This window comes from Aeromicrobium phragmitis (assembly GCF_003674095.1).
Classification (GTDB): Bacteria; Actinomycetota; Actinomycetes; order Propionibacteriales; family Nocardioidaceae; genus Aeromicrobium; species Aeromicrobium phragmitis.
This window is the reverse complement of the sequence record NZ_RDBF01000002.1, coordinates 1-26,555: the sequence shown is the minus strand read 5'-3', so window position 1 is coordinate 26,555 and position 26,555 is coordinate 1. Positions and strand designations below refer to the sequence as shown.

Below are 26,555 nucleotides of genomic sequence, written 5' to 3'. Positions count from 1 at the left end.
TAGTCCCTTATCACAGTTTCATGACGCGCTTCGCCGCCGCTTGTTCGCCCGGTGGACGCGATCTCGTCACGATCTTGAGCAGCGCCGTCCGAAGCATAGGTACGCCCCGTCCTGTAATCGGAAGGAACCTGCATGCCCCCTCGGCTCCGAACGTTCGAGCGACCCCCCGCTCGACGACGCCTGACCGCAATCGCCGCCGGTGCGCTCGCGTCCGTCGTACCCCTGTCGCTCCTGGCGGTACCGCCGGCGACTGCCGCGGATCTCGAACCTTTCGACGCAGTCGACCTGTTCATCGGCACGCAGCTCGACACCACGCAGAACAAGAGCAACGACGCCTACGGCAACACCTATCCCGGCGCCGCGGTGCCGTTCGGGATGGTGCAGCCGAGCCCGACCACCTTCAAGCGCGACGAGCCCAACGGCCTCGTGCAGGAGAAGGGCGGCTACGAGTACACGGCGGACCAGATCCGTGGGTTCGGCATGACCCGTTACTCCGGGTCCGGATGTCACCAGCGTTTCGGCGGCTACGAGTTCCCGACGATTCCGTTCACCGGCGCGCTGCAGGACGGGTCGCTCCCCTCGCTGCCGGACACGAATATCGGCGACTACTTCCTCGACTTCTCCCACGACAACGAGGAGGCCGAGCCGGGCTACTACTCGGTGACGACGGACAACGGTGTCACCACCGAACTCACGGCAACGGACCGCACCGCGGTGAGCCGGTTCGCGTTCCCCGACAGCGGCGACGCGACGCTCGTGCTGGACGTCTCCGGACCGAACAACCGCACGTACGGCAGCGAGATCACCATCGATCCGGCGACGAACACGGTCAGCGGGTGGATGTACGGCGCCGACATCTGCGACAACGGCAACCACTACCGCGCCTACTTCTCGACGACGTACGACCAGCCCTTCGAGTCCTACGGCACCTGGAACGACGGCGCCCTGCAGCCGGGCTCGGCGTCCGCCACCAAGGATTCCGGTGGCGACACCGGCGTGGACTTCCGCCACGACACGGGCGGCTGGGTCACCTTCGCCGACGGCGCGACGGTCACCGCACGTACCGGATTCAGCTACGTGAGCGTCGAGAACGCCGGGCTGAACCGCGAGACCGAGGCCGACGGCCGCTCCTTCGAGGAGGTGCGCGGAGCCGCGAAGGAACGCTGGGTCGAGGCGCTCGGCACGATCGACGTCACCGGCGGCGACGCGGCGGAGCGCACCAAGTTCTACACGGCGATGTACCACTCGTTCCTGCACCCCAACATCCGTAACGACGTCAACGGCCAGTACCTCGGCTACGACGAACAGGTCCACCAGGTCGAAGAAGGCCGCGACTTCTACGTGAACTTCGCGGGGTCGGGTTGGGACATGTATCGCAGCCAGGCGCAGCTCATCGCGCTCACCTTCCCCGAGGTGGCCGCCGACATCGCGCAGTCGATCGTCGGACTCACGGAACAGACCGGCGGGTGGGCGCCGGGCGCCGCGCGCATGCAGGGTGACAACCTGCAGGTCATCATCGCGACGCTCGACGACATGGGCATCACGGACTACGACCGCGAGACCGCACTCGCCTCGATGCTCGACACGCAGACGGTGCCGGCGACGAAGTCGAACCGCTCCGACGCCTACCAGTACTTCTCCACCGGCATGATCGAGAACCGCAAGCGCGACTTCGCGACGTCGCGGGTGCTGGAGTACGCCGTCGACGACTTCGCCATCGCGCAACTCGCGCAGCGCCTCGGCAACCAAGAGGCCTACGACCAGTTCATGGTGCGCGCACAGAACTGGATGAACGTCTTCGACCCGCAGACGCAGCACATCCGGCCTCGTGAGCGCAGCGGGTTCGACCGCAACTTCGACCTGCGCAACCGTGCGTCGGACTCCAACGGCGACCAGTTCAATCAATCGACCGGCTACCAGTACGGCTGGATGGTGCCGCACAACATCGGCACCCTGATCGAGAAGCGTGGCGGCGTCGAGAAGTCGATGCGCGAACTCGACGTGCTGATGGCCGACCTCGACGCGGGCGCATACACCCAGACCGGCAACTACCTGTCGAACCAGCCCGCGTTCTACACTCCGTGGGTCTACAACTGGTTGCAGGCCCCGCACGAGACCACCGACGTGCTGTACCGCGCGGTGACCGAGATGTACGACACGACCCCGTCCGGGCTTCCGGGCAACGACGATCAGGGGTCGCTCAGCTCCTGGTACATCTTCGCCAACCTCGGCATCGCCCCGACCATCTACGGCACGGGCGATCTCGTGGTGAGCGCACCGATGTTCGAGCACATCGTCATCGATCCGGTCGGCAGTGACCGGGTCATCACCATCGATGCGCCGGGCGCGGGCACCGATGCGAAGTACACCACCGGCCTGTCGGTGAACGGCACGGCACAGACCGCTTCGTGGGTCGACGCCGAGTTCGTGCGGTCCGGCGGCACGCTGGACTTCGAGATGTCGGCGCAGCCCGGCACCTGGGGCACCGGCGCCGACGACGTCCCGCCCTCGCACACCGACGGTGCCGATGCGCGTAACAACGTGGGCATCACGCCCGACGGCAACGGCAACATGGGCTCGATGGACCTCAGCGACTGGTCGTTCTCCCGCGAGGCCCTGACTGCCGCCGGTGCCGCCCCCGGAGCAACGATTCCGCACGGCGACACCGGTCTGGAGTTCACCTGGCCCGACACGCAGCCGGGTCAGCCCGACAACTGGATTCCGCACGGGCAGCGCATCGACCTCGGCGGCGTGACCGCAGCCAGCCTGTCGTTCCTCGGTCTGTCCACCAACGGACCCGCCCGCGGCACGGCCGTGGTGGAGTACACGGACGGATCGACGCAGAACGTCGAGATCGAGCTCACCGACTGGGCAGTCGGCGCCGGTGGCGGCAACACCGAGCTCATCACCGTCGGATACCGCAACAACGTCAACGGCACGAGCGGTTCGGGAACCTTCCGGGTGTTCGGCACTCGGCCTGCGGCGCTCGACGCGAGCAAGCAGGTTGCGGCCGTGCGGCTGCCGGAGGGCTCCGACCGCGGCATCATGCACATCTTCGACATCGCGACGAGCGAAGAGGCGTGGGAGGACCCCGACGCACCGAAGGGCGAGCCGGAGCGGGTCGTGCTGAACCCGACCGACGACCCCGCGACCTCGCAGCACGTCACCTGGCGCTCGCGCAGCCCGCTCCCCCTCGACGGCAAGGCTGAGGTGCGGCCGGTCGGTGGCGACGTTGTCACGGTCGAGGCGGAGAATCAGCCGGAGCGAAGCCTCGACGGCTACGCGGTGCGCAACCACTCCGTGCGGCTCGACGACCTCGTCCCGGGGACCGAGTACGAGTACCGCGTGGCGTCCGGCGATAACTGGAGCCAGTGGTACACGTTCGAGACACCGAGCGAGGACGCCGACCCGTTCACGTTCCTCTACTTCGGCGATGCGCAGGAGGGCATCGGCACGGTGTGGCACAACACCGTGGACATGGCGCTGGAGGCGCACCCGGACGCCGAGCTCGGTGTGTACGCCGGGGACCTCGTCAACAATGCGTCGAACGAGAACGAGTGGCGCGATTGGTTCGCCGGCGTCGCTGGGTTCGGCGACCGCACGAACGTGCTGGCGACGATGGGCAACCACGACACCAACTTCGAGCGCTGGACGGACACGTTCGAGTACGAGGCCAACGGGCCGATCGCCTCGGACGCGCAGGAGTACGAGGCCGAGTACGGAGCGCACCTGGAGCAGGTGCTCAAGGACTCGGTCTACTACACCGACTACCAGGGCGTCCGCTTCATCACGCTCAACGCGAACCGTGACGACATCTGTCCGTTGCTCGAGTCCGGTGGAGCGACCTCGGGCTGCGACGTCGGCCGCCAGGCGTGGATGACGGCGCAGGCCACGTGGCTCGACCGCGTGCTGCGCGGCAACCCGCACGAGTGGTCGGTCGTGGTGGCGCACCAGCCGGTGTTCTCGACCGGGATCAGCGGCAACGGGCTGCGCGACGAGTCCGACTGGCGTCAGTACATGCTGCCGGTGATCGAGCGTCACAACGTCGATCTCGTCCTGCAGGGGCACGATCACACGTATGGTCGCGGCTTCCACACGTCGACGGAGACGGACATGTCCGGTGTCACCGCCGGTCCGGTCTATGTGGTGTCGAACGCCGGGCAGAAGCAGTACACGCTGCCGAGCGAGACCGACAACATCTGGACGCGCAACGGCGCGGTCGCCGTCAAGCGGGCACAGGACACCTCGACGTACCAAGCCATCCGGGTCGACGGCGACACACTGTCGTACGAGTCGGTGGTGACGTACACGCGCCCCGGCGGCGCGGCGACGACGCAGGTGGGCGACACTCTGGATTCGTTCACGATCACCAAGCGCGACGACGGCGCGAAGTGGGTCACGGAGCAGGGTGTCGATGTGCCCGACGAGTCGGTCGAGCCGGTCAACGTCGACCGTCCCGGTCCGGCCGAGTTCGACCCGGAGACCTTCGGTGAGGTCACCTGGGACGACGACTTCTCCACCGATCGCCTCGGCGAGTACGAGGCCTATGGTGATCGCGGCGAGGCTGCGGCCGAGCTCGCGGTCGACACCGAGGCAGGCCTCCTGACGGCGACAGCGCCGGGCCGTCGGTGGAGCCACGTGTCCTTGCCGGTGGAAGCGGGCGAGAAGTTCGCGTTGATCGTCGAGCCCGAGCGCTTCCTCGGCGACGGTTCACCCGAGGACAGCTTGTTCGTGGGGCTGACCGATGGACCGGGCGATCGGGCGCACAGCTGGTACAACAACAGCCGGGGTCGCGGTGGTCTCGACGTCGTCGTCGATGGCCAGAGCCAGGGCTTGTCGGCTGGTGTCGGCGACCGAGCCGTGACCTGGGAATCGGGCGATCGGTTCGCGACGGTCGTCGATCACGGCGAGATGCGGTCCTGGATCGAGAAGGACGGCCAGTGGGAGCCGATCCGGTCGGGCCTGCTGCCGCTCACCATGAGCGAGGAGCAGATCGAGGGGTGGGCACCGACGTTCAGCCTGCGTCTCGACGCCGGGCAGATGGCAGTCGACCGCGTGACGCTCCTGCAGCCGTCCGAGGACGCCGAGCCGGTCGAGGTCGTGCCGGCTGAGGTCACCTTCACCGACGCGGCGGCCACGGAGAACGACACGTACACGATCCCGGAGTCCACCGGTGTCGAGTACGTGGTCGACGACGTCGTCGTGGCCACCGGGACGTATCCCGGCGCGGGCGAGGTCACCGTCAATGCTCGTGCGACCGACGGGTACGTCATCGCCGAGAGCGCGCAGACGACCTGGTCGTTCGCGTTCACCGACGAGCCGGCCGAGCCCGGCGAACCGGGTGAGCCCGGCGAACCGAACGAGCCCGGACAGCCCGGTGAGGTCGTGGCCCCGTCGGCCGAGGACCTGACCGACGCCAACCGTGGGTCGCTGCAACTGCCGGACACGGTGGTGGCGGGTGAGACGCTGGTCGGTCGAATCGATCCTCGTCATGCGGGCTCGACGTTGCACGGCTGGATGTTCTCGGAGCCGCGCGCGCTCGGCTCGGCGACCGTGAACGCGGTCGGTGAAGTCCGCTACCTGATTCCGTCGGACGTCTCCCCCGGCGAGCACCGCGTCGCCGTGGCGGGTGCTGACGGCGCGGTGATCGGTTGGGACGAGGTCACCGTGGTGGCACCGGACGGTGGACCGCAGCGCTCGGGCCTCCTGCCGGGCACGGGAGCGCAGCAGGGTGCCGCGCTCGCCGCCTTGCTGGCCCTCGCGATGCTCGCCGCCGGCGCCGTCCTCTGGCGCCGCCGCAAGTCGGCCTGACCGGCACGCGACGGGGCCCGGTATCCGCACGGATACCGGGCCCCGTCGCCGTTCCGGCGGTGGTCGAGTAGCGACCGAGCCGCACTTTGCTGGTCGAGTAGCGACCGAGCCGCACTTTGCTGGTCGAGTAGCGACCGAGGAACGAGGGAGCGTATCGAGACCACCCATCGAGAGGAGCGAACCTCACGGCACGTGCTACGAGTGAACGCCACACGCTCGTCTCGAAAAGCGGACGCGATGATCAATCAGGACTAATCACTCCGCTCCAGCGAGCCATGGTAACTCCGATTGGCACCAGGAAGGATCTTCCAGGACCAAGGGAGATTTTCATGAAGAAGTGGTTTTTCGGCCATTCCCGTGCGGAGCAAGCGGCTCTCGGCGTGGTCGCCGTGCTCATCTTCCTGGGATCTGTGAGCGCCGTTGCGGCAACGGTTGCACCCGACTCCATGCCGCGACCCGTGGAGACAACGGCATCACCCACCCCCACCCCGGAGAAATCGACTCCGAAGCCAGTCGTCACGTACGAAACCGAGACGGTCACCGAGACCATTCCGTTCGAGACCAACACGGTTGAGGACCCGGACCTTGACGTGGGCCAAACCCGCATCGCAACGGCTGGCGTTCCTGGTGAGGTCCAGCGTCAGGTCCGCGTCACGTACGTCGACGGTAAGGAAACGAAGCGCGAGCCGCTTCCCGATGTCGTCACGCGGGAGCCCGTCCCCGAAGTCGTGGCCCACGGGACGCGGCAGCCTGCGCCCCCTCCGCCACCTCCGGCTCCGGAAGCGCCCGCAGCGCCGGCCAACTGCCCGAACGGCACTTACACGAACAGCGCAGGCAACGAGGTGTGCAGTCCTTACGAGAGCCCGAGCGCACCGGCCGGTGCGACCGCCAGGTGCAACGACGGCACCTGGAGCTTTAGCCAGAGCCGCCGCGGCACGTGTTCACACCACGGAGGTGTCGCGGCCTGGCTGTGATTCCCCCGTCGGGAGATGGGCTCGCCAGGCGAAAGCGACGGTGACGAGGCAGATCAGCGCGATGACCAGCCCGCCGAGGAACATCTGCGGGTACGTCCAGCGCACTGCGAGTGCGGCGAGCACGACCGGCGCGAAGAAGCCGATATACGTCAGCGAGTAGTAGACCGCGGTGAGACCGGCGAGATCGTCAGGGCGCGCGATGCGCTGGACCTCGCTGAGGCTCGCCACGAGCGCAAGTCCGTAGCCCGCGCCGAGGACGATCGCGGCGAGGAAGACGGTCGGGTAGTCCAGCCGCGTGGCGGCGAGCGCGCCGAAGCCCATGCCAGCGGTCACGAGCATCATCGCGATGACCGAGGCACGAGCGCTGTGCTGGGTGTCGATGATCCGGCCGAGCACCTGAATGCCCACGCCACAGCCGAGGCCCACGACGGTGAGCGCGCCGGCGAAGGCGATCGCCCGGTCTCCCGCCTGCTCCATCATCAGCGCCGGCAGGATCGCGTACGCCGAGGCGGCGGTACCGAACACCCACGGCGCGACCGGCACGACGACGCGCAGGAACCGGCCGTGGGCGACGGCCGGGATCTTGAGGTCGTCGAGGAGGCGTTGCGTGGGCGCGGCTTCTCGCGGGCGCGTCTCCGGCACGCGCAGCAGCCACAGCCCGGTGATGAGCGCAAGGAGGGCGTGGAAGGCGTACGCGCTGTGCGTCGGCCATGGACCCCATTGGGCGAGCGCAGCGGCGACGCCGGCACCAATGAGGAAACCGAACGTGAGCGCGAGCCCGGCGCGGCGCGCTCCCGCGGAGGCATCGATGCCCGCACCGGCGCGGTCCGCGACGTCGCTGAGCTCTTTGACCCACGTCGTCCCCACGGCCATGACGAGCCCGAGGGCGACGCCACACAGAACCCGTCCGAGCGCAAGCGTGATCGCCGACTGCTCTCCGACGGCCAGGACGAGCGATCCGAGGAGTGAGATCGGCGCGGCGGGCAGCAGGAGGGGCCGCCGCCCGTACCGGTCCGAGAGCGGGCCGCCGAGCAGGAGCGCCGGGACGATGCCGAAGACGTACGCGGCGAGGAGCGCATCCACGGTGACGTCGGACAGTCCGCTGACCTCGCGGTACATGACCAGCAGCGGAGTGAATTCGTTGCCACCCCAGGCGGCCGCCAGCATGACTCCGGCGACGGGCCACCAGGACCGCGCGTCGATGCGCTTGATGGCCGGCGCGTTGGCCTCAGCCCGTGTGTTCACAGGCCCGCCCGGGCGTCCTCGAGATGCCGGACCAGGAGTTCGGCGAGGGCCTCGCCGTCGCGTCGCTCGATCGCGTCGACGAGCGACCGGTGTCCAGCCACAAATCGCGCGACCTGATTCGGGTCCCAGCGCACGCTGTGCGCGATCATCCGCTGCTGGCGTTCGCGTAGTCCGACCGAGAACGTGCGCAGCACCTCGTTCCCGACGGCCGCGACGATCTCCTGATGGAAGCGGGCGTCGAGGGCGGCGTACTCGCCGAGGTCACCGTCCTCGACGGCCGATTCCTGCGCCACGACAAGGTCGCGGAGGAGCTCGACGAGGCGGCGGTGCTGCGCGTCCGGCAGCGCCGCCGCCTGTCGTCCGGCATGCGTCTCCACGAGCAGCCGGGCTTCAATGACGTCATCGGCCTCGGCCGGGCTGACCGGCACCACCAACGCGCCACGTTTGGGGTAGAGACGAAGGAGCCCCTCGGCCTCGAGCCGCAGGAACGCCTCGCGCACCGGCGTGCGACTGAGGCCGATCTCCGCGGAGATCTCCCCCTCGCTCGTCATGCTCCCGCCAGGCAGGCTCCCGTCGAGCAGCCGCCCCTTCACGTGCCGGTACGCTCGCTCGGTCGCCGACTCCGTCTCCAACTTCATAGATACATGATGCATCTATGCCGTTCTCGGAGATCGGTCGGACGCCTTTTGCTGGAACAGAGACAAGCTCGAGCCCCTGACGCCCACAACGCACAGTTCGAAGCCCTGGCGCTTCATAGGCGCCGCCTAGCTCTAACCTCGGCTGCTACCCGCTCGGCTACAGTAGTCGGCTCCTCGTGCTCCCAAACTCGCAAAACCTTCCAGCCGGCCTCGACGAGTAGACGGTCGGTCTCAACGTCGCGAGCTCGGTTCTGTCGGACCTTACTGGCCCAGTACTCGGCGTTCGTTCTTGCGGCCGTGTGATGCTCAGGACAGCCATGCCAGAAGCAACCATCAATGAACACAGCCACCTTGGCGGCAACGAACACCAAATCCGCGCGTCGATTGAGCCATGACAGCGGCCGGACGTCGACTCGGTAGCGAAGGCCCATCGCATGCACCCGGCGACGGACAGCCCATTCCGGACTAGTGTCGCGCCTCTTGTTTCCCTGCATCCCTTTGCGTACGCCAGGGGAAGAAGCCCAGGACCTGGTCAAGCCGCATCGCCACCAACCCAGCGCACAGTATGCGGCGATCGCAGCGCGTTGATACCAGGACTGTCAGTGCACCGGCGTACCCTTCTACACATGGCGAGTCCCACTGTAATCGACCTCTTCGCTGGATGCGGAGGCATGACTGTCGGCTTTCATCAAGAAGGCTTCGCCTCCGTGCTCGCTGTGGAGTGGGACAGGTATGCAGCCGCAACCTACGCTGCCAACTTCGGCGAGGAGATCGTCCGCGCTGAGGACATCGGAGAGGTCGCCGACGAGGAGATCCCGCCCGCGGACGTCGTCATTGGGGGTCCGCCGTGCCAAGGCTTCTCGAATCTTGGGCTGAAACGATTGGACGATCCGCGCAATCAGCTCTGGCGCGAGTACATGCGATTCATCAAGCATTCGAAGCCGAAGGTCTTCGTCATCGAGAACGTCGACCGCTTCAGCAAGTCACCCGAATTCCAAATGCTGCTCGCGGAAGTAGAAGGAGGCATTCTCAAGGATTATGACGTTTCGTACGGAGTACTGAACGCCGCGGACTTCGGGGTAAGCCAGCGGCGCCGAAGGACAATCCTAATCGGCTCGCGAGTGGGCAAGATCGATCTTCCTTCACCCACGCATACCAAGGACCCTCAGCCCGGATCGAAACTCCTTCCTTGGCGTACCGTCCGCGATGCCATCTACGGACTGCCTGAAGTCCCTTCGACCACCGACCTGCCAGCTTCTTGGACAGACTTTTTCGGTGAGCGCATGCCCGGGGTCTACAAGAGCTTGGACATTCACTTCGGGAGAAATCCCCGACCTCTGTCGATCGCGCGGTACGATTCCGTCCCCCCGGGAGGCGGGCGTTTCGATATCCCTGAGAAACTCCTGCCCCGCTGCTGGCGAGAAAAGCCCACGGGAACGACCGACGTGATGGGCCGAATGCGCTGGGATGCCCCCTCCCTTACGATCCGTACCGAGTTCTTCAAGCCGGAGAAAGGCGCTTATCTCCACCCCCAATGGGAGAGCGACCCAAACCGGCGAGTGAATCGGGTCATCACGCATTACGAGGCTAGCTTGATTCAGGATTTTCCTCGCGACTTCCTTTGGGTCGGCCCGAAGACAGCAATAGCGAAGCAAATTGGAAACGCCGTGCCCTGCGGCCTTGCTCAAGCCATTGCCCGACAGATCAAACCTCTCGTCGAGTAAGATCACCAAGCTGCCAGCGTCGGCGCGAGCTCGTCATACGGTTTCAGACGCCCTTGAGCAACACACTCATTCCACGCATTCTGTTGCTCCTGATTCCCTGCGCTTCGAACTGCCTCAGCAAGCGCATCGAATGCCACATGGTAAGTTGCATCGACTTCGCCCGTACCTCTGGCAATGGAAGCTAGCCGCGTAGGAAGCGGCTCCGCCGTTAGGGTTACCAGGTGGGGTTGACGACCCCGTCGGTGGCGGATCATCTGTCCGAACTCGTGGCGAATGTTCTGTACGCGGTCTGAGCGAATGGTCCACTTACACGAGATCACCGCGTGCAAAAAAGGAGCTGGGTCGGCTGCCCTATCCATCAAACGATGCCGAGAAATGCCAACCGTCACGTCGGGTTTGATCATGTAATCGGTTCCGATGGTGACTCGAAGTGCCGGCTGATTGCGCACCAGCTGATCAAGGGCGTCGAGGTGCCGATACTGCTGAAAGCGACTGATGAGCACTCCGCAGTGCACATCCCAAGCACGTTCGGGCGCGAGCTCTAGAAGTTCTTGCTGGAGATCCCTTCTAGTCATCTGTTCGAGTGCTGACCCGGGGTCTCTCGGGAGCAGCGGGCTTTCGGCGGCTTCCACTCCCAGGTTCTCAAGAACCGCCGCCGCGAGCCGCATTGACATGCTGCTCGCGGTATCGGCCGTGTTAGGCACCAGCCTCCCCTTGCTCGTCTTCCAGCCAAGAAGGGCGTTCGCGAAGGGCGCAGTCACGCCTGAACGTTAACCCAATACGGCGAGCGACAACTACTGCATACGCGGATAGGAATCTGAACACTTTGCGTAGCCGTTGGCGTCGCTAGGCTCGCGGCATGGCCATCGTTCTGCTCGTCCGGCACGGACGCACCACCGCCAACGACGCCGGCATCCTCGCCGGCCGCTCCCCCGATGTGCATCTGGACGACACCGGGGTCGATCAGGCGTCGCGGATGGGCGCCCGGCTCGCCGATGTCTCCCTGACGCGTGTGGTCACGAGTCCGCTGGAGCGCTGCCGCGAGACCACGCAGGCGATCCTCGAGCGGCAGGACCAGCCTCTCGTACCCGTGGTGGACGAACGCCTCACCGAGTGCGCCTACGGCACGTGGCAGGGGCGACCGCTGAAGGAGCTGGCGAAGGAACCGCTGTGGAAGGTCGTGCAGTCGCAACCGTCGGCGGCGGTGTTCCCCGAGGGCGAGTCGTTGCTGTCGATGCAGGCCCGGGCGGTCGAGGCGATCCGGCGCATCGATGCCGAGATCGAGGTCGAACACGGGCCGACGGCGGTGTGGGCCGCGGTGTCGCATGGCGACGTGATCAAGTCGATCCTCGCCGATGCCCTCGGCATGCATCTGGACCACTTCCAACGGCTTCACGTCGATCCCGCATCGGTGTCGATCGTGCGGTACGGCGAGGCGCGTCCCGACGTTGTGGCGACGAACACTTCCGCCGGTGACCTCGCGTGGTTGCGCGCGGCGGAGGCTACCGCTGACGCCGCCGTGGGCGGAGGCGCCGGTCCCGCAGCAGCGACGGAGCGACGCTCCTAGCATGGACGACATGGCGACTGTGGTGCACGACTTCGACTGGCCGGACCGATTCGTGGTCGGCACGGTCGGCAGCCCCGGCCAGCGGACGTTCTATCTCCAGGTCCGTGATGGCGATCGAGTCGTCAGCGTCGGCATGGAGAAGGAGCAGTCCGCCGTTCTCGCCGACCGCATGGACGAGTTGCTCGACGAGCTGATGTCGATCGAGGGCAATCCGGCGAGCATCCCGGCGCGCGCTCCCGAGGGTCTGGACGACGACGATCCACTGGACGCCCCCGTCGTCGAGCAGTTCCGCGTCGGGATGATGACGCTGGGGTGGGACCCGAGCACCGCACAGGTGGTCATCGAGGCGCACCCGCTCGTCGAGGGCGACCTGGAGGAGACACCAGACCCGCAGGAGTCACCGGAGGTCCTGCAGGTGCGCATCCCGGTGGGCGCAGCGCGGTCGTTCGCCAAGCGGGCTCGGGAAGTCGTGCTCGCGGGACGGCCGTACTGCCCGCTGTGCCTCAACCCGATGGATCCCGAAGGCCACATCTGCCCGGCGACCGACGACTTCCTGTGACCGTTCAAGCGGTGCCCGAGGGCGAGTTGATGCTCGAGGGCCGCATCCTCCCGGCCTCGAACGCGACCTTCTACGGCCGCATCGGCGACACCGCGGTCGTCTACAAGCCTGTTGCCGGTGAGCGTCCGCTGTGGGACTTTCCCGGTGCCGTCCTCGCGCAGCGCGAGGTGGCAACGTATCTCGTGTCAGAAGCGACGGGATGGAACCTCGTGCCGCCGACGTGGCTGGGCGCTGGCCCGCACGGCACCGGCATGCTTCAGGTCTGGAAAGAGATCGACCCGGAGCAAGACCCGGTGACGATCGTTCCCGCCGACCAGGTTCCCGAGCACGGGTGGAAACACGTCCTCGACGGCGTCGATGCCGAAGAGAAGCCGGTGTCGGTGCTCCACGAGGACTCCCCGACGTTACGGCGCATGGCGGTGCTCGACGTCCTGGTGAACAACGCGGACCGCAAGGGCGGTCACGTGCTGGCGATGCCGGACGGGCACCGATTCGGCGTCGACCACGGGCTCACCTTCCACGTCGAGCCGAAGCTCCGCACGGTGCTGTGGGGCTGGGTCGGTGAGCCGCTGACCGACGACGAGCTCGCCGGCGTGCGGCAGGTGCGCGAGGCGCTCGGTGGAGAGCTCGGCACGCAGTTGACTGACCTCCTCGAGATGCCAGAACTCGGGGCGCTGCACGCGCGGGTCGACCGACTGCTTGCCGAGGGCGTGTTCCCCGCGCCCGAGGGCGACATGCCGCCTGTCCCCTGGCCCCCGTTCTAGCCGAAGTACCGGCGCAGCCTGCGGTGCCGATGCGCGAAGAACGCCTGAATGACCCCACTCAGCACTGGCCCGGCGACGCTGAGCGGGAGGCGAGGCTCGAACGTGACCCGGTCCGTGACGACGGTGCGGTTGCCGGCAGGCTCGACCGTGCGGTCGTGGATCCAGGCGCGCATGCTCAGCATCGTCGACTCCTCGCGGAACCGCCGGCCGGGCTCCAACTCCGCCACGAGGAGGTCGTCATACTCGAACGGGATCAGCCCGCCCAGGCGTAGCGGCGCCCGCCCGATCGGTTGGCCCACCGTGATCGTGTCGATCGTGACGCTCTGCGCCCCTCGCGGGAGCGTCATCGTCATCACGGGACGCATCTCGTCGTTGATGCCTTCGGGCGTGACGACCCGCGCCCAGACCTCCGCGGCCGGTGCGTTCACGGTCACCTGCTGCTCGAAGTGCCAGGTCGCGCCGGGCACCGCGCCGGCACCGACGCGCTCACGCACGATGCGGACGAGCGCCTGGCGGGTGCGTCGCGCTTCGGGGATGCGCCGCGTCATCCAGACATGGAACATCGCCCGGACCTCGTGAAGCCGCAGGTCAGCGTCCTGAACTCGGGCCTTGGCGACGAGGTCGTCGACGGCCGGTCGGAGGATGTCCTTGTCCCCGATGAAGACGTCGAGCGGCGGAAGGTCGTGCACGTCACCGTTCACCGGGCTCACCAACGGATCGGCGGGGCTGCGAGAACCGGCCCACCAGCGCCCAGCGGCGCGCAGCCCCGATTCGGCCAGCATCGGATCGCTGGCCTCAAGACCTGCGACGGCGTCCTCGTCGAGCGTGGCATCCAACCACGGGGAGAGCATGACGACACCGGCCGGTTGTGCGCCGCCGGCGTCGCGGAGGAGCTGAGCGAGCACGAGGACGAGGGCACCTCCGGCCGAGTCGCCCATGAGAACGGTGGGGAGTCCGGCCAGCGACTCCTCCGCGAGCCGTTGCAGTGCCGGCAGGACGGTGTCCACGGTGGCGTCGGGAGCCAGCGGGTAGGCCGGTACCACCACCTCGATGCCGGCCCGGGCCAGATCGCGGACCAGGAGCCAGTAGTCGGCGGTGAGCGGGTGCACGTACCCGCCGCCGTGAACGTAGAAGACACGAGCGACCGGACGCGTTCGGCGTGGACGGACCGTCCACACCGTCATGCCGTCGCGGCGTGTCTCGCGGATGCCTGACACCCACCGGGTGAGCCGGGTGGGTGGGCAGTTGCCGGACTGCTGCCGCTGCCGGGCGACCTGCAGCGTGTGCTCCTCCCCCTCGAACGCCTGCTTGTCGCGGGCGATGCGCATGCCCAGCATGTAGGCGCGGGCACGCAAGGTGGCAGGCCGGTCGTCGACATCCCAGGAGATCACGGGTCGAGTCTGCCGGGTCTCGCTGGTTCTGACACGCGGGAAGAGCTTCGAACTGTCACATCCGAGACGTCCGGATCGACAACTCTGCTGGGGAAGCGTTCCCCGCTCGTCCGGCGGATCCCGGACGAGGTGACGAAGTGGAGATTCGATGACTCGACTGGCAATTAACCAGACCGCTCCGGAGGGATACCGCGCGGTCGCACAACTCGACGCCTACATTGGAAAGAACCTCGACCACGAACTGCTCGACCTGGTCAAACTCCGCGCGTCGCAGCTCAACGGGTGTGCGTTCTGCGTCGACCTGCACGCCACCGATCTGGAGAAGCAGGGCGTGCCGACCCGGAAGATCTACGCGGTCAGCGCGTGGAGGGAGACCACCTTCTTCACCGAGGCCGAGCGGGCGGCTCTCGCGCTCACCGAGCAGATCACCGCCATTTCCGGCGGGGTCGACGACGCGACGTGGCAGACCGCTGCCGACAACTTCTCCGAGCGCGAGTTGGCCGATCTCGTGCTGGCGATCGGCACGATCAACCTGTGGAACCGGATCGGCGTATCGACGCACCTGAGCCCGCCGGCGCTGAAGGGCTAAGCCGCATCTGCCTCGGCGACCGGGTCGCGGCGGCCGAGGGTGCTGTGCTTGGCGGGGTTGCAGACGTCGAACACACGATAGATACGCCCGTCCCGCACCTCGATCGACAGCACGTGCCGCACCCCGTCGAGGGTGACGACCGCGCCCGGCGCTCCGTTGACGTTCACGAACGCGACGGCGCGCCGGGAGCGGTTCAGGGCGGCCACACCCGCCGTGAACCGAGCGACGTTCCGGACCCCGATCAGCAGACGCCTCGCCGCCCGCACCTTGCCGCCGCCGTCCTGGTAGGCGCGAACGTCGGCGGAAAGTAGCGACGACAGTCGTTCGAGGTCGCCGTCTCGGGCCGCCGCGAGGAACGCCTCGAGGAGCGGTGCCGTCGACACGGCGATGTCCTCGACCGCCCGCTCGCTCGTGCGCGCTGCGAGGCCGGGCTCCCCGTTCCGGTAACCCGCCGCCGCCAGACGTCGCGTGCCACGAACCTGATGCTGGCGCGCCGCGCTCGGGGAGATGTCGAGGATCTCGGCGATCTCGGCATGGGTGTAGTCGAGTGACCGGAGCACGACGACGGCCCGCTGTGGAGGGGTGAGCGTTTCCGCGAGCACCATGAAGGCCATCGCCAAGGTTTCCCGGTGCTCGATCGCCTCGTCGGGGGCAGCACCGGACGGCGTCACGATCGGTTCCGGGAGCCACGGCCCGACATAGGTCGCAGCTCGCTGCCTGGCCCGGAGCGCGTCGATGGCCCGGCGAACGGTCGTCTTGGTCAACCATCCGGCCGGATTGTCCGCCGGCTGTGGCAGGGCGAGCCACTCGATCGAGGCCTGCTGCACGACATCCTCCGCGTCGGCCCACGAACCGCAGATGCGATACGCCACCAGCACCAGTCGACGACGTTCCGTCTCCACTGCAACCACGCGTCAACCCTATCCGCGGCCACCGACGCCGAACTAGATTTCGCGATCGATCAATCGCCCGGGCGCCCATCGCACTGGCGGTCGAGCATCAGCAGTCAATGGGAGCGAAAGTCACGAGGAGCGTGCACAGAACGCCCACAGTTCACACTCATATACCCCAGCTGCAGACGAACGTCGTCAGAAACTGCCGCGTTACCAACTCTCGCTCCACGGGTTCAGGCAGTCGACACCCAGGGGCTCGAGGTGCCGGACGTTTCGGGTGACGACACAGCGACAGGGTCTGCCAGGTGTCCTCGCTCAGCGGCGCGAGCGCGTCGTGGAGGCGCTGACACTCGGCCGCGACGAGCGGCATCGCGGTGTCGGCCATCAGCCCTCCTCGGGTGCTTTCGACACACCCTAGAGCTGCACGCCCGGGTTGAGTAGGCACTCGGGGTCGAAGGTGCGGCGGAGCGCTCGCTGCAGTTCGAGGGCGACGGGGTCGAGTTCGCGAATAAGCCAGTCGGCTTTCAGCCGGCCGACGCCGTGCTCGCCGGTGATGGTGCCGCCGAGGGCGAGTGCGGCCTCGGTGATCTGGTCGAACGCCGTGAGCGCGGCGTCGCGCGACGCCTCGTCGAAGTTCAGCGTGGGGTGCAGGTTGCCGTCGCCCGCGTGGCCGAAAACCCCGATCGTCAGGCCGGTGGCGGCGGCGATCCCCTCGACCGCGGCGATCAGCTCGACGACGCGGCCGCGCGGCACGCAGACGTCATCGAGCAGCCACTCGCCGAGCCGTTCCAGTGCGGGCAGCGCGAGGCGGCGCGCTTCCATGAGCATGGCGGCCTCGGCCGGGTCCTCGCTGATGGCGATGTCGACCGCACCGGCGGCTTCGGCCAGCTTTTCGGCCTCGGTGAGGAGGGATGCGGCGTCGTCCGAGTCGGCCTGGACCAGCAGCATCGCTGCGGCGTCGCCGAGACCCATACGCGTCATCGCGTCGACGGCCTGCAGCGTGGTGCGGTCGAGGATCTCGACGGCGGACAGGGCGAACCCTGCCGCGCTGATCGCGCTGACCGCAGTGCCGGCCGAGGTCAGGTCGGAGAAGGTGGCGACCAAGGTCAGCGGCGGCCGCGGCGCCGGCACGAGCCGCACGACGACCTCTGTGACGATGCCGAGAGTGCCCTCCGAGCCGACGAACAGCGACGTGAGGTCGTAGCCGGCGACGCCCTTCACCGTCCGCGTGCCGGTACGCATGACGCGCCCGTCGGCGAGCACGACCTCGAGTTCCTCGACGAAGTCCCGGGTGACCCCGTACTTCACGCAGCACATCCCGCCGGCGTTGGTCGCCACATTGCCGCCGATCGAGCACGAGGCAACCGAGCCCGGGTCCGGCGGATACATCAGGCCCTGCTCGGCGACCGCCGCACGCAGCTCCCCGGTGTTCACGCCGGGCTGCACGACGGCGAGGCGCTCGACCGGGTCGACGAAGAGAATCTGGTTCATGCGGTGCAGCGACAACACGACGCCGTTCGCGACCGCGTTCGCGCCGCCACTGAGCCCGGTGCCCGCGCCGCGGGTGACGACCGGGATCTTCGCCTCGCGGCAGGTGCGGACGCACGCGGCGACCTCGTCGGTGGTCCGCGGGGCCAGCACCGCGAGCGGAGTCGCGGAATCGGTGAACCGCGACTGATCCCGTGCGTAGGACGAGAGCAGATCGGGGTCGTCGATGACTACGCCCTGGGGAAGGTCGCGGAAGGAAAGCGGCAGTGCGGTGTCCACGAGCCCATCATCGTCCGCTGCTGCTCCCAGAACGCGCTTCGGGGTACTGCTCGCTAGATTGGCAAGATGCGCCTGATCCCGGATCCTCGAGACGCCCTGGCACTCGCCTCCCGCGGCCCGGCCCTCGCCGCAGAGCTGGCGACGGCACTCCCCCGGGCCCTGGCGTTGTTGGATGAAGCTGAAGCGCTGCTGGCTCGCGTCTCGACGATGGTCGACCAGGTCGACGCGACCCGGACGGCGGCCGACGAGATCGTGCGCCGCGCAGGCGAGACCGTCGACGCGGCCGATGAGCTCGTGCGTCGCGCCGACAAGACCGCCGCCGATGCCGACGAGATCGTCCGGCGCTCAAGCGCGACGGTGGACTCTGCCAACGCGATCGTGGTGCGCACGGCAGGAACGGTCGGCAGCGTCGAGCCGACGATCAAGCGCACCGAACGCCTCATCGATCTGTTTGCACCCTCGTTGGAACGGTTGCAGCCGTTGCTCGATCGGCTCGCCACGACGACCGATACGCAGGAGGTGGACGCGCTGGTCGGGCTGATCGACCACCTGCCGCACCTGCTGGAGCGGGTCGAGACCGAGGTCATTCCGATGCTGGCCAACCTCCAGACCATCGCTCCCGACATCCACGACATGCTCGACCTCGTCCAGGAACTCGGCGAGATGCTCGGCAAGGTGCCCGGCATGGGTCGCATCAAACGCCGCGCCGACGAGCAGCAAGGCCAACGGGATGAGGAGCGCGATCGGGTTCGGCTCGATTCCGGTGACCCGGCCGAAGGCGGGCAATAATTTCCAATCGCTCCCAGACTCCGCAAGGGCGATTTTCGTTACAATTACCGATGTTTTTCGCCGCGACAGTTCGACCAGTTCGCGTCAGTGATCGCGCGAATTCTCCCCACCTCGCTATCTGCGAAAAAGAGCGTACGCTGAGAAATATCAGCCGCCGAGGCAGGGACATCTGTTATGCCGCACCAACTCAGTACGAAGCGTAGGTTTTTTGCGCCCGCCATCGGCCTCAGTGCCGCCGCCGCTCTCGCCGTGACGGGGGTGGTCAACCTCCCAGCTAACGCCGCTGTCGGTGCTCCGGACCTCGCCACCGCCGAGTCCTTCGGGGTACTCGGCGGCGAGTCCGTGACCAATACCGGCCCGACAGTCGTGACTGGGAGCGTCGGGGTCTCGCCGGGAACCGCCATCAGCGGCTTTCCGCCGGGCACGATCGTGCCGAACTCCGGTACCCAGCACGCCGCGGACGCCGAGGCTGCGCAGGCTCAGTCCGACCTGACGACCGCCTACAACGACGCCGCCGCAAGCGCGAGCGACGACGATCTCACCGACGAGGACCTGGGCAACAGGACGCTGATTCCCGGCGTCTACACCTTCTCTTCGTCCGCGCAGCTGACCGGGCCCCTGACGTTGGACGCGCAGGGCGACCCGGACGCCATCTTCATCTTCCAGGTCGGCAGCTCGCTGACGACCGCCTCGGCGTCGTCGGTCAACCTCATCGGTGAGGCGTCGCCGTGCAACGTGTACTGGCAGATCGGTGCGTCCGCGACGCTCGGCACGGACACGTCGTTCGTCGGCAACATCATGGCGAACGCGTCGGTCACGCTCACCACGGGAGCCGACTTGTCGGGGCGAGCCTTGGCCCGCACCGGGTCGGTCACGCTCGACACCAACGTGATCACCAGCCCCGACTGTGACGACACCGATCCAGGCACCCCGGGCACGCCCGGCACCCCCGGTACTCCAGGAACGCCGGGCACCCCCGGAACGCCAGGAACCCCCGGTACTCCGGGTGAGACGCCCGGTAACCCCGGCGACACCCCGGGCAACCCCGGCGACACGCCCGGTAACCCGGGTGCCGACTCGCCCGGCGGTTCCTACGGCCCTCCTGGCGCGAACAATGGTCGCGGGAGTGCCCTCGGAGGCACCGGCACACGGATTCCCGCCGGTCACCCGCAAACTGGATGGGGCGGGTTGGTTCAATCCGGCCCGGCGTGACCTGTGAGAGGTCTCCTCGCCCTCGGGTTCTCGGTGCTGTTGCTCGCCGGTTGCTCCGTGGACCCGTCGGCGGCGCCGACCGCAACCCCGTCGGACACGCCGTCAGCTCAGTCCGATAGCCCATCTCCTGCGGCGGCAGCGCCGGCTCCGGAGCGCCTGTCCATCGACGCGATCGGAGTGGACACCGGGCTCGTGTCGCTGGGTCTGGCCGAGGACGAGACGGTCGAGGTGCCGAGCAACCCGGACGACGCCGGCTGGTACACGTTGGGGCCATCGCCGGGTGAGGACGGGTCGGCGGTGATCCTCGGTCACGTCGACTCCCCCACAGGTCCCGCCGTGTTCGCGCAACTGCCGTCGCTCCAGGTCGGTGACGAGATCGACGTGACCCGAAAGGACGGCTCGCAGGTCACGTTCAGCGTCGCCCGCGTCGCAACGTACGCGAACGAGGACTTCCCGGCGAACAAGGTGTACGCCAGCACCCCGGGCTTCCCGACGCTGCGGCTGGTGACGTGCGGCGGGGACTACGACGCTGCCAACGGCGGATACCAGTCGAACGTGGTCGTCTACGCGAACCTCGTGACACCCTGATTCGCGAAGGCGTTCCGCCCACACGGTCGAGACGCGCACGACCAGGACCGTCGGCAGCGTCGAGCCCATCACCAAACGCACCGAACGACTCATCGAACTCATCGCGCCGTCGCTCCAGCGCCTGCAACCCACGCTCGGCCGCCTCTCCAGGACGACCGACACCCAAGAGGTGGACGCGCTGGTCGGGCTGATCGATCACCTGTCGCATCTGCTCGAGCGGGTCGAGACCGAGGTCATCCCGATGCTGGCCAATCTCCAGACCATCGCGCCCGACATCCACGACATGCTCGACCTCATCCAGGAACTCGTCGACATGCTCGGCAAGCTCCCCGGCATGGGCCGCATCAAACGCCGTGCGGACGAACAGCAAGCGGAACTCGAGAAAAGACCCCGACCGTCGACGCTCGGATGCTCTCGATCTTCAGGAGCAGGTCCCTTGCGTCAACGGGTCACCCCGCGGACTCACTCAACGCATCAACTTGCCCGCAGGCGGCCGTCTGCATGATTCCAGCGCCAGCCACCCGAGTAGCCCTCGTCGAGTAGTTGACGAGGAGTTGTTCGTTCGAGCTGGTCGGGAACGGTGAGGGTGAATAGACGTAGAAACTGGGTATCCAAAAACGGTGCTCAGAACAAAGTTCAGCCCCGCGGAATTTCGGCGCCGCAGTAATCCAGGAAAGTAGGATCTAGTTCCTGATCCGCACTGGTTCTCACCAGCTTTGCCCTGAGTCCAAGTTCAGAGTTCTCTCAAAAATATCGAGATCTTCCTCGGTAACCTCGCTACCGTAATACTCCACAGTCACAGCGATGTCCTGGCCTGGATCTACAATCATCCACCAGCGGCCAGTAATGTCCGCTCCTGATCCCTCTAGACTGAAATTGATAATGGAGGCATCCTCAGCCCCGGGGATATCAACCTTCCCGTCCTCACGGGTGCGGATTCCAGGGTGAGTGCCGGAAGCGCGCACCTGCGCAATCATCTCGGTTGCGGCGTGAGTTGCCGAGGGAGGGGTTTCCCTGAAACGCCACACCCCAATGAAGGCTCCCGCGCTTTCTTGATCGTCAGCGTACTCGGCAACCCAGCCACCTTCACGCTCAGCGTCCCGGTAGACCTCCTGAATTCCCTCGGGCAACTCGAAGCTGACCGGACCCACTTGTGTGCTGGCCGCGCCGCCCGCGCTGTCACTGCCGCAACCGGCCAAGCTCACCATCAGCACACCAGTCAGGACCGCTACTAAGGCGCGTCTCTTCATCGTTCGGGTCCTTTCAGTAGATACGCCAGCAGTTGGGTGCGTATTCAGGGGCGAGGTCTGCGTCGCTCTGCCTGTTTGGGCCTGGACGGGGAGCGAGGTCTCCCGAAGATGCAGGCTCCTACACGCCTCGTCCGGAAGACCTCGACATGCCTGATGCTACCCGTTCGCCGAGCTTCACCTGCCCAGACCTGACTACGTCCTGGCATCTTGGGTGGTCTGTCGATGTGAGGGGTAAACGATGGGATCGCATCTCGCCTCAAAAAGCGAAAGTCCAGGTCAACCATGGGCTGACCTGGACTTTCCTTGGTAGCGGGGGCAGGATTTGAACCTGCGACCTCTGGGTTATGAGCCCAGCGAGCTACCGAGCTGCTCCACCCCGCGTCGGTAGTTGCTACTTTACGGGATGGCCATATGGCGTTCAAACTCGGGGTCCCCCTCCAAGCTTCCGAGCTGGAACCGCGGGAAGATCAGCGTTCTCGCGCGCCCCAGATGGCGCACTCATCGGGATACGTGGCACGCGAGAGTTCTCCCTCAGCACCCGACTGATGCTGAGCTCGGCGACGACGAGGTCGCGGAAGTGGACGTCCACGCGGGCCGCCCGTCTCGCAACGAGACCAGTCACGCCACGTGGTCTCGATACGTCGGTCGCTGAGCGACCTCCTACTCGACCACCGAAGGCGCCCAGCGCGGCGTTCCCGGTCCTCACTTGCTCAGGTTGCGGAACTGCCGGACCGCCAGTGGCACGAAGATGGCCATGATGACGACCGGCCAGACGATCGCGCCGGCGATCGCGTGCCCGTCGATCCAGTAGCTCGCCTCACCCACCCCTGCGCCGGGCGTCTCGAACAGCTCGCGGATCGCGTTCGCCGTCGAGGACACCGGGTTCCAGGCCGCGATGGCACCGAGCCAACCCGGCATCATCTCCGGCGGCGCGAACACCGACGAGATGAAGCCCAGCGGGAAGGCGACCGCGAAGAGCGACCCCGCCACCTCGGTGTTCTTGATCAGCAGACCGAGGTAGATGCCGACGAAGATCAGCGCGAGTCGCAACCACAGCAGCAGACCGAAGGCCAACATCGACGCGGCCAAGCTCCCGCCTGAGCGCCAGCCGATCACGAGCGCGACACCGGCTATGACCGCGAGGTCGACCCCCGCCTGGATGATGTCGGAGACCCCGCGGCCGGTCACGACGGCCGACGGCGACATCGGCATCGACCGGAAGCGGTCCATGAACCCCTTCTCCTTGTTCAACGTCACCACGAACGCCGTGTTCATGAACCCAAAGGCCATGGTCATCGCGAACATGCCGGGCATGGCGTAGTCGACGTACCCCTCCCCTGCGCCCTGGCCGGTCACGTCCATCGCCGACCCGAAGACGTACACGAACATCAGCACCATCACGACAGGCATGCCGAGCTGCCACGCGAACGTCGACGGCTGACGGACGAGATGCGTGAGTTCTTGCATGACGATCGTCCAGCAGTCCTTCATCGCCCAGGTGAACCGGGACACGGGACCTGAGGGAAGGAGTGCATACGAACGGCGTTGCTGCGAGGTCTGATCGTTGACGCTCATCGGGCGGCCTCCTGTTCGGTGCGGCTGGTGAGGTGGAGGAAGGCTTCGTCGAGGGTCGGTCGGCGCAGTCCGATGTCCGTGATCTCCAGGCCCTGCTGGCGAATCTCCGCCGCCGCTTCGGTCAAGGCACGGACACCACGGGCGACCGGCACGCTGAGGCTGCCCTCGACCACGGTCACCTCCGCGCCCGCGACACGACCGGCGATCTGCGCGACCTGCGCCAGCACCGCGGAATCGTCAGCGGCGATCTCCAAGCGCTCGTCGCCGATGCGCCGCTTCAGTCCGGCCGGAGTGTCCTCGATGAAGTTGCGGCCTTCGTCGATCACGCTGATGCGGTCACAGAGTTTGTCGGCCTCGTCGAGGTAATGCGTTGTCAGCAGCACCGTGGTGCCCTGCTCGGCGAGATCGCGGACCGTCTTCCAGACTTCACGCCGGCCCGCGGGGTCCAGTCCGGTCGTCGGCTCGTCCAGGAACAGCACATTCGGCGCCAGGATCATGCTCGCGGCCAAGTCGAGCCGGCGCCGCATTCCGCCGGAGAACGTCTTGGGTGAGCGTTTCGCGGCGTCCGCGAGGCCGAACAGCTCCAGCAGTTCGTCGGCACGCCGCCGAGCCGTGGCCTTGTCCAACCGGAAGAGCCGGCCGAAGATCGTGAGGTTCTGCCGGGCGCTGAGGAGGTCGTCGACGGCGGTCTGCTGCCCGACGAGCCCGATGCTCGCCCGGACCTCCCGCGGCTGGTTCCGCACGTCATACCCGGCGACGACGGCCTCCCCCGCGTCTGCCCTGGTGAGTGTCGCGAGGATGCGCACCGTGGTGGTCTTTCCCGCGCCATTGGGCCCGAGCAGACCGTGCACGGAACCGCGAGGCACCGACAGATCGACGCCGTCGAGCGCGAGCTTCTCCCCGTAACGCTTGGTCAAACCGCGGGTCTGAACCGCTAGCTCTGAGGACAGCACGGAAGCCTCCAAGATTTTGTGAGTACGATGTACGCAGCACGGTAGCGTACGCTGTGCGCAGTACGCAAGCGTCAGCACGATGGAGGGGAACATGGTCGAGCAGAACCCACTCGCGCGGAGTCACCAACTGCTCTGGGAGGGCCTCCCCTCGCCCCGCAAGGGCCCCAAACCGACCCTGTCGCTCGAGCAGATCGTGAGCACCGGGATCGCCATCGCCGACAGCGAAGGCATCGAAGCCCTCTCGATGCGCAAGCTCGCGACGACGCTCGGGATGGGCACGATGTCGCTGTACCGCTACATCCCGAGCAAGTCCGAGCTCCTGAACCTCATGCTCGACCACGTCAGCGGCAGCCAGCTCGGTCGCGTGGACCCGGACGGCGATTGGCGGGCAACGCTCACCACCGTGGCATGGGAGGGCCGTGCACTGTACCTCAAGCACCGGTGGCTGCTGAAGGTCAATTGGAGCCGCCCCGTCCTCGGCCCGAACAGCGTCGCGCAGATGGAGGAGACCATGTCCGGCCTGAAGGACCTACCCTTCACCGACCAGGAGAAGATGGTGGTGGTCTCCGCGCTCGATTCGTACGTCACCGGCTCGGTGCGCCAGGAGATTCTGTACGAGAACGCGATCGTCGAGAGCGGGATGTCCGACGAGGAGTTCTGGGGCAACCAGCTTCCGGCGCTCGTGACGGCGATGGAGTCGGGCAAGTACCCCACGATGGCGAGCTTGAGCGAAAACGTCTTCGACGCCAGCTGGGAGCAGACCTTCGAAGCCGGACTGCGCTTCATGCTCGACGGCATCGACCGCGACGTCGAACGTCGCACCAGGTAGCTGGTCGAGTAGGTAGCGAGCTCTGCGAGCAGCCGTATCGAGACCAGGCTTCGTGCGGTGGTGGTCTCGATACGCTCGGCCGCGGCCGGCCTCCCTACTCGACCACCCAAGCCGCCCGTAGGTGGTCGAGTAAGCGCGAGCTCTGCGAGCGGTGTATCGAGACCAGGCCCTCCGCAGAGCGACCTCCCCACTCGACCACCCAAGCCGCCGGTAGGTGGTCGAGTAGCGGCGAGGAACGAGCCGCGTATCGAGACCAGGCTCCGTGCGGTGGTCTCGATACGCTCGGCCGCGGCCGGCCTCCCTACTCGACCACCTATGCCGCCCGTAGCTGGTCGAGTAGCCGCGAGCTCTGCGAGCGGTGTATCGAGACCACGGCCTCCGGCCTACTCGACCACCTATGCCCTTGCGGCTCGTTGCAACTCGGTCCAGCGGGTGAGTTCTGCGGTCAGCTGCGCCGGCGCGTCGAGCTGGATGAGGTGACCCGCCCCCTCCACCAGCGTGAGAGTCGCGCCGGAAATCAACGACTGAAGCCGGTGGGCACGGTCGACGGGAATCCACGCGTCCTCGGTGCCCCACACGATGTGTGTCGGCTCGTCGACGTTCCCGTACAGCGGCTCGACTTCGTCGGTGAACCGTTCGTCCGCCTGGGCCATCTGCCGGTACAGCGCCGGCTGGCCCTCGTCGCCGGTCCAGGGGTCGACGAGCATCGCCAGGTCCTCCGCGCAGCCCCCGATGGCTCGCGCCGCTGATGTACGCCTCGACAGCCCCGCGATGGACCGCTGGCGGCAACTGCTCGAACACCTCGCCGTGCTGCTTGACCAGCGTGAAGAACGGCGAACCCCACGGGCTGAGCGCCACCACGTCGACGAGGCACAACGACGCGAACCGCGCGCCGTGGAGCAAGCGGGCGCGGAGTGAGACCACTCCCCCGAAGTCATGCGCGATTACGTGCGGCCGCTCGAGCCCCCACTCGTCCAGCAGGTGCGCGAACAGCTCTCCCTGCACGGCGAGGTCGACCGCGTGATCGGGGTGCTTCGACGACGCGCCATAACCGGGCATGTCCCACAGGTACACGGAGAACCTGCTGGAGAGCGCTTCGGCGATGGGGCGCCACAGCGCCGACGACCAGGGCGTGCCGTGCAGCAACACGAGCGGCGGGCCATCGCCGAAGCGATCCCACGCCACGGTCCGGCCGTTCCACTCGATCGTTCGGGTGAGGGTAGGAGTCACGAGAGCGACGATAACGGCGGGCGGTGTCGGTCTTCCGTATTCGGCTCGGTGGTCTCGATACGGCCCTCGTTCCTCGGGCCTACTCGACCACCTATACCGCGATAGGTGGTCGAGTAGCGGCGAGTTCTGCGAGCCGCAATGGAGCCGTGGCAGTGAGGGCGTAGCCGCCACGGAGCGAGACCACATCTCACGTGACGTGGTCTCGAT

The 26,555-nt window shown here is 67.0% G+C and carries 22 protein-coding genes, 1 tRNA gene and 1 pseudogene; 12 read left to right on the top strand and 12 right to left on the bottom strand.

Translation table 11 applies throughout. The features are described 5' to 3' along the window. The first annotated feature begins 132 nt into the window (after positions 1–132). Together D9V41_RS02975 and D9V41_RS18275 are read left to right on the top strand one after the other, a co-directional pair. Positions 133–5,811, top strand: a complete 5,679-nt coding sequence (locus D9V41_RS02975; RefSeq protein ID WP_121793060.1) for a GH92 family glycosyl hydrolase — start codon at positions 133–135, stop codon at positions 5,809–5,811. Between the two features lie 329 nt (positions 5,812–6,140). After that, positions 6,141–6,785 (top strand): G5 domain-containing protein, encoded by a 645-nt coding sequence (locus D9V41_RS18275; RefSeq protein WP_208006713.1) that lies wholly within the window; start codon positions 6,141–6,143, stop codon positions 6,783–6,785. Here the strand turns inward: D9V41_RS18275 and D9V41_RS02965 are convergent. The 3 genes from D9V41_RS02965 to D9V41_RS02955 all read right to left on the bottom strand — a co-directional run bounded on the left by D9V41_RS02965 (position 6,753) and on the right by D9V41_RS02955 (position 9,162). Further along, positions 6,753–8,030, bottom strand: a complete 1,278-nt coding sequence (locus D9V41_RS02965) for an MFS transporter (RefSeq protein WP_208006712.1) — start codon at positions 8,028–8,030, stop codon at positions 6,753–6,755. The genes D9V41_RS18275 and D9V41_RS02965 overlap by 33 nt on opposite strands. After that, positions 8,027–8,668 carry a GntR family transcriptional regulator gene (locus D9V41_RS02960; protein WP_166375892.1) on the bottom strand — a complete coding sequence of 214 codons (642 nt, stop codon included), beginning with the start codon at positions 8,666–8,668 and terminating at the stop codon, positions 8,027–8,029. Before D9V41_RS02960 ends, D9V41_RS02965 begins: the two co-directional genes overlap by 4 nt. A 113-nt stretch (positions 8,669–8,781) precedes the next feature. Next, on the bottom strand, positions 8,782–9,162 hold the full coding sequence (locus D9V41_RS02955; protein ID WP_121793058.1) for a very short patch repair endonuclease: 381 nt from the start codon (positions 9,160–9,162) through the stop codon (positions 8,782–8,784). A gap of 132 nt (positions 9,163–9,294) precedes the next feature. Here D9V41_RS02955 and D9V41_RS02950 point away from each other — a divergent pair, with 132 nt between their 5' ends. Beyond that, a complete protein-coding gene (locus D9V41_RS02950) occupies positions 9,295–10,392 on the top strand; it encodes a DNA cytosine methyltransferase (protein WP_121793057.1) in 1,098 nt (365 codons plus the stop codon). Between the two features lie 2 nt (positions 10,393–10,394). Here the strand turns inward: D9V41_RS02950 and D9V41_RS02945 are convergent, their stop codons facing one another. Further along, on the bottom strand, positions 10,395–11,153 hold the full coding sequence (locus D9V41_RS02945) for an NgoMIV family type II restriction endonuclease (protein WP_121793056.1): 759 nt from the start codon (positions 11,151–11,153) through the stop codon (positions 10,395–10,397). Between the two features lie 98 nt (positions 11,154–11,251). Here D9V41_RS02945 and D9V41_RS02940 point away from each other — a divergent pair, with 98 nt between their 5' ends. Genes D9V41_RS02940 through D9V41_RS02930 form a run of 3 tightly spaced genes read left to right on the top strand, consistent with a single transcriptional unit; the run spans position 11,252 to position 13,282 of the window. Then, positions 11,252–11,959 carry a histidine phosphatase family protein gene (locus tag D9V41_RS02940; protein WP_121793055.1) on the top strand — a complete coding sequence of 236 codons (708 nt, stop codon included), beginning with the start codon at positions 11,252–11,254 and terminating at the stop codon, positions 11,957–11,959. Between the two features lie 10 nt (positions 11,960–11,969). Continuing rightward, complete coding sequence (locus D9V41_RS02935; RefSeq protein ID WP_121793349.1) at positions 11,970–12,518, top strand: DUF3090 domain-containing protein; 549 nt, start codon at positions 11,970–11,972, stop codon at positions 12,516–12,518. Then, a complete protein-coding gene (locus D9V41_RS02930; RefSeq protein ID WP_243697139.1) occupies positions 12,515–13,282 on the top strand; it encodes an SCO1664 family protein in 768 nt (255 codons plus the stop codon). The genes D9V41_RS02935 and D9V41_RS02930 overlap by 4 nt, the downstream gene beginning before the upstream one ends. Here D9V41_RS02930 and D9V41_RS02925 read toward each other — a convergent pair. Further along, on the bottom strand, positions 13,279–14,673 hold the full coding sequence (locus tag D9V41_RS02925; protein ID WP_121793054.1) for an alpha/beta hydrolase fold domain-containing protein: 1,395 nt from the start codon (positions 14,671–14,673) through the stop codon (positions 13,279–13,281). The two genes, D9V41_RS02930 and D9V41_RS02925, sit on opposite strands and share 4 nt — an antisense overlap. Positions 14,674–14,821: 148 nt before the next feature. Between D9V41_RS02925 and D9V41_RS02920 the strand changes: the two genes are divergently transcribed. Beyond that, on the top strand, positions 14,822–15,262 hold the full coding sequence (locus D9V41_RS02920) for a carboxymuconolactone decarboxylase family protein (protein WP_121793053.1): 441 nt from the start codon (positions 14,822–14,824) through the stop codon (positions 15,260–15,262). On the opposite strand, the gene D9V41_RS02915 is transcribed toward D9V41_RS02920, so the two are convergent. Together D9V41_RS02915 and D9V41_RS02910 are read right to left on the bottom strand one after the other, a co-directional pair. Continuing rightward, complete coding sequence (locus D9V41_RS02915) at positions 15,259–16,173, bottom strand: sigma-70 family RNA polymerase sigma factor (RefSeq protein WP_121793052.1); 915 nt, start codon at positions 16,171–16,173, stop codon at positions 15,259–15,261. The genes D9V41_RS02920 and D9V41_RS02915 overlap by 4 nt on opposite strands. Positions 16,174–16,569: 396 nt before the next feature. Then, positions 16,570–17,922: an FAD-binding oxidoreductase gene (locus D9V41_RS02910; protein WP_121793051.1), complete on the bottom strand. Its 1,353-nt coding sequence runs from the start codon at positions 17,920–17,922 to the stop codon at positions 16,570–16,572. A gap of 66 nt (positions 17,923–17,988) precedes the next feature. Between D9V41_RS02910 and D9V41_RS02905 the strand changes: the two genes are divergently transcribed. From D9V41_RS02905 to D9V41_RS02890, 4 genes are all read left to right on the top strand, one after another. Then, positions 17,989–18,711, top strand: coding sequence for a methyl-accepting chemotaxis domain-containing protein (locus D9V41_RS02905; protein ID WP_121793050.1), 723 nt, complete (start codon positions 17,989–17,991; stop codon positions 18,709–18,711). Positions 18,712–18,960: 249 nt separating this feature from the next. Next, positions 18,961–19,923 carry an ice-binding family protein gene (locus D9V41_RS02900; RefSeq protein WP_208006711.1) on the top strand — a complete coding sequence of 321 codons (963 nt, stop codon included), beginning with the start codon at positions 18,961–18,963 and terminating at the stop codon, positions 19,921–19,923. A gap of 3 nt (positions 19,924–19,926) precedes the next feature. Continuing rightward, positions 19,927–20,511, top strand: a complete 585-nt coding sequence (locus D9V41_RS02895) for a class F sortase (RefSeq protein ID WP_121793048.1) — start codon at positions 19,927–19,929, stop codon at positions 20,509–20,511. A 169-nt stretch (positions 20,512–20,680) separates the two neighbouring features. Then, on the top strand, positions 20,681–21,016 hold the full coding sequence (locus D9V41_RS02890; RefSeq protein ID WP_121793047.1) for a hypothetical protein: 336 nt from the start codon (positions 20,681–20,683) through the stop codon (positions 21,014–21,016). Positions 21,017–21,218: 202 nt separating this feature from the next. Here D9V41_RS02890 and D9V41_RS02885 read toward each other — a convergent pair whose 3' ends face one another. From D9V41_RS02885 to D9V41_RS02870, 4 genes are all read right to left on the bottom strand, one after another. Beyond that, a complete protein-coding gene (locus tag D9V41_RS02885) occupies positions 21,219–21,761 on the bottom strand; it encodes a hypothetical protein (RefSeq protein WP_133434098.1) in 543 nt (180 codons plus the stop codon). A 304-nt stretch (positions 21,762–22,065) separates the two neighbouring features. Beyond that, a tRNA-Met gene (locus D9V41_RS02880) sits at positions 22,066–22,142 on the bottom strand. 321 nt (positions 22,143–22,463) lie between these two features. Then, a complete protein-coding gene (locus D9V41_RS02875) occupies positions 22,464–23,336 on the bottom strand; it encodes an ABC transporter permease (RefSeq protein WP_121793045.1) in 873 nt (290 codons plus the stop codon). Continuing rightward, entirely contained in the window at positions 23,333–24,253 is a 921-nt protein-coding gene (locus tag D9V41_RS02870) for an ATP-binding cassette domain-containing protein (RefSeq protein ID WP_279432328.1), read from the bottom strand. Before D9V41_RS02870 ends, D9V41_RS02875 begins: the two co-directional genes overlap by 4 nt. Positions 24,254–24,380: 127 nt before the next feature. Between D9V41_RS02870 and D9V41_RS02865 the strand changes: the two genes are divergently transcribed. Then, the gene (locus tag D9V41_RS02865; protein ID WP_166375890.1) at positions 24,381–25,118 is read left to right on the top strand and encodes a TetR/AcrR family transcriptional regulator; all 738 of its coding nucleotides are present in this window, start codon (positions 24,381–24,383) and stop codon (positions 25,116–25,118) included. Between the two features lie 395 nt (positions 25,119–25,513). On the opposite strand, the pseudogene D9V41_RS18645 reads toward D9V41_RS02865, so the two are convergent. Further along, a pseudogene (locus D9V41_RS18645) lies at positions 25,514–26,534 on the bottom strand (alpha/beta fold hydrolase). Positions 26,535–26,555: the final 21 nt, after the last annotated feature.

Excerpts from the sequence above, each read along its gene's own strand:
- D9V41_RS02975 (WP_121793060.1), top strand. The coding sequence starts at position 133 with ATGCCCCCTCGGCTCCGAACGTTCGAGCGACCCCCCGCTCGACGACGC.
- D9V41_RS02960 (WP_166375892.1), bottom strand. The coding sequence starts at position 8,668 with ATGAAGTTGGAGACGGAGTCGGCGACCGAGCGAGCGTACCGGCACGTG.
- D9V41_RS02955 (WP_121793058.1), bottom strand. The coding sequence starts at position 9,162 with ATGCAGGGAAACAAGAGGCGCGACACTAGTCCGGAATGGGCTGTCCGT.
- D9V41_RS02875 (WP_121793045.1), bottom strand. The coding sequence starts at position 23,336 with ATGAGCGTCAACGATCAGACCTCGCAGCAACGCCGTTCGTATGCACTC.
- D9V41_RS18275 (WP_208006713.1), top strand. The coding sequence starts at position 6,141 with ATGAAGAAGTGGTTTTTCGGCCATTCCCGTGCGGAGCAAGCGGCTCTC.
- D9V41_RS02885 (WP_133434098.1), bottom strand. The coding sequence starts at position 21,761 with ATGAAGAGACGCGCCTTAGTAGCGGTCCTGACTGGTGTGCTGATGGTG.
- D9V41_RS02940 (WP_121793055.1), top strand. The coding sequence starts at position 11,252 with ATGGCCATCGTTCTGCTCGTCCGGCACGGACGCACCACCGCCAACGAC.
- D9V41_RS02865 (WP_166375890.1), top strand. The coding sequence starts at position 24,381 with ATGGTCGAGCAGAACCCACTCGCGCGGAGTCACCAACTGCTCTGGGAG.
- D9V41_RS02920 (WP_121793053.1), top strand. The coding sequence starts at position 14,822 with ATGACTCGACTGGCAATTAACCAGACCGCTCCGGAGGGATACCGCGCG.
- D9V41_RS02935 (WP_121793349.1), top strand. The coding sequence starts at position 11,970 with ATGGCGACTGTGGTGCACGACTTCGACTGGCCGGACCGATTCGTGGTC.
- D9V41_RS02950 (WP_121793057.1), top strand. The coding sequence starts at position 9,295 with ATGGCGAGTCCCACTGTAATCGACCTCTTCGCTGGATGCGGAGGCATG.
- D9V41_RS02905 (WP_121793050.1), top strand. The coding sequence starts at position 17,989 with ATGCGCCTGATCCCGGATCCTCGAGACGCCCTGGCACTCGCCTCCCGC.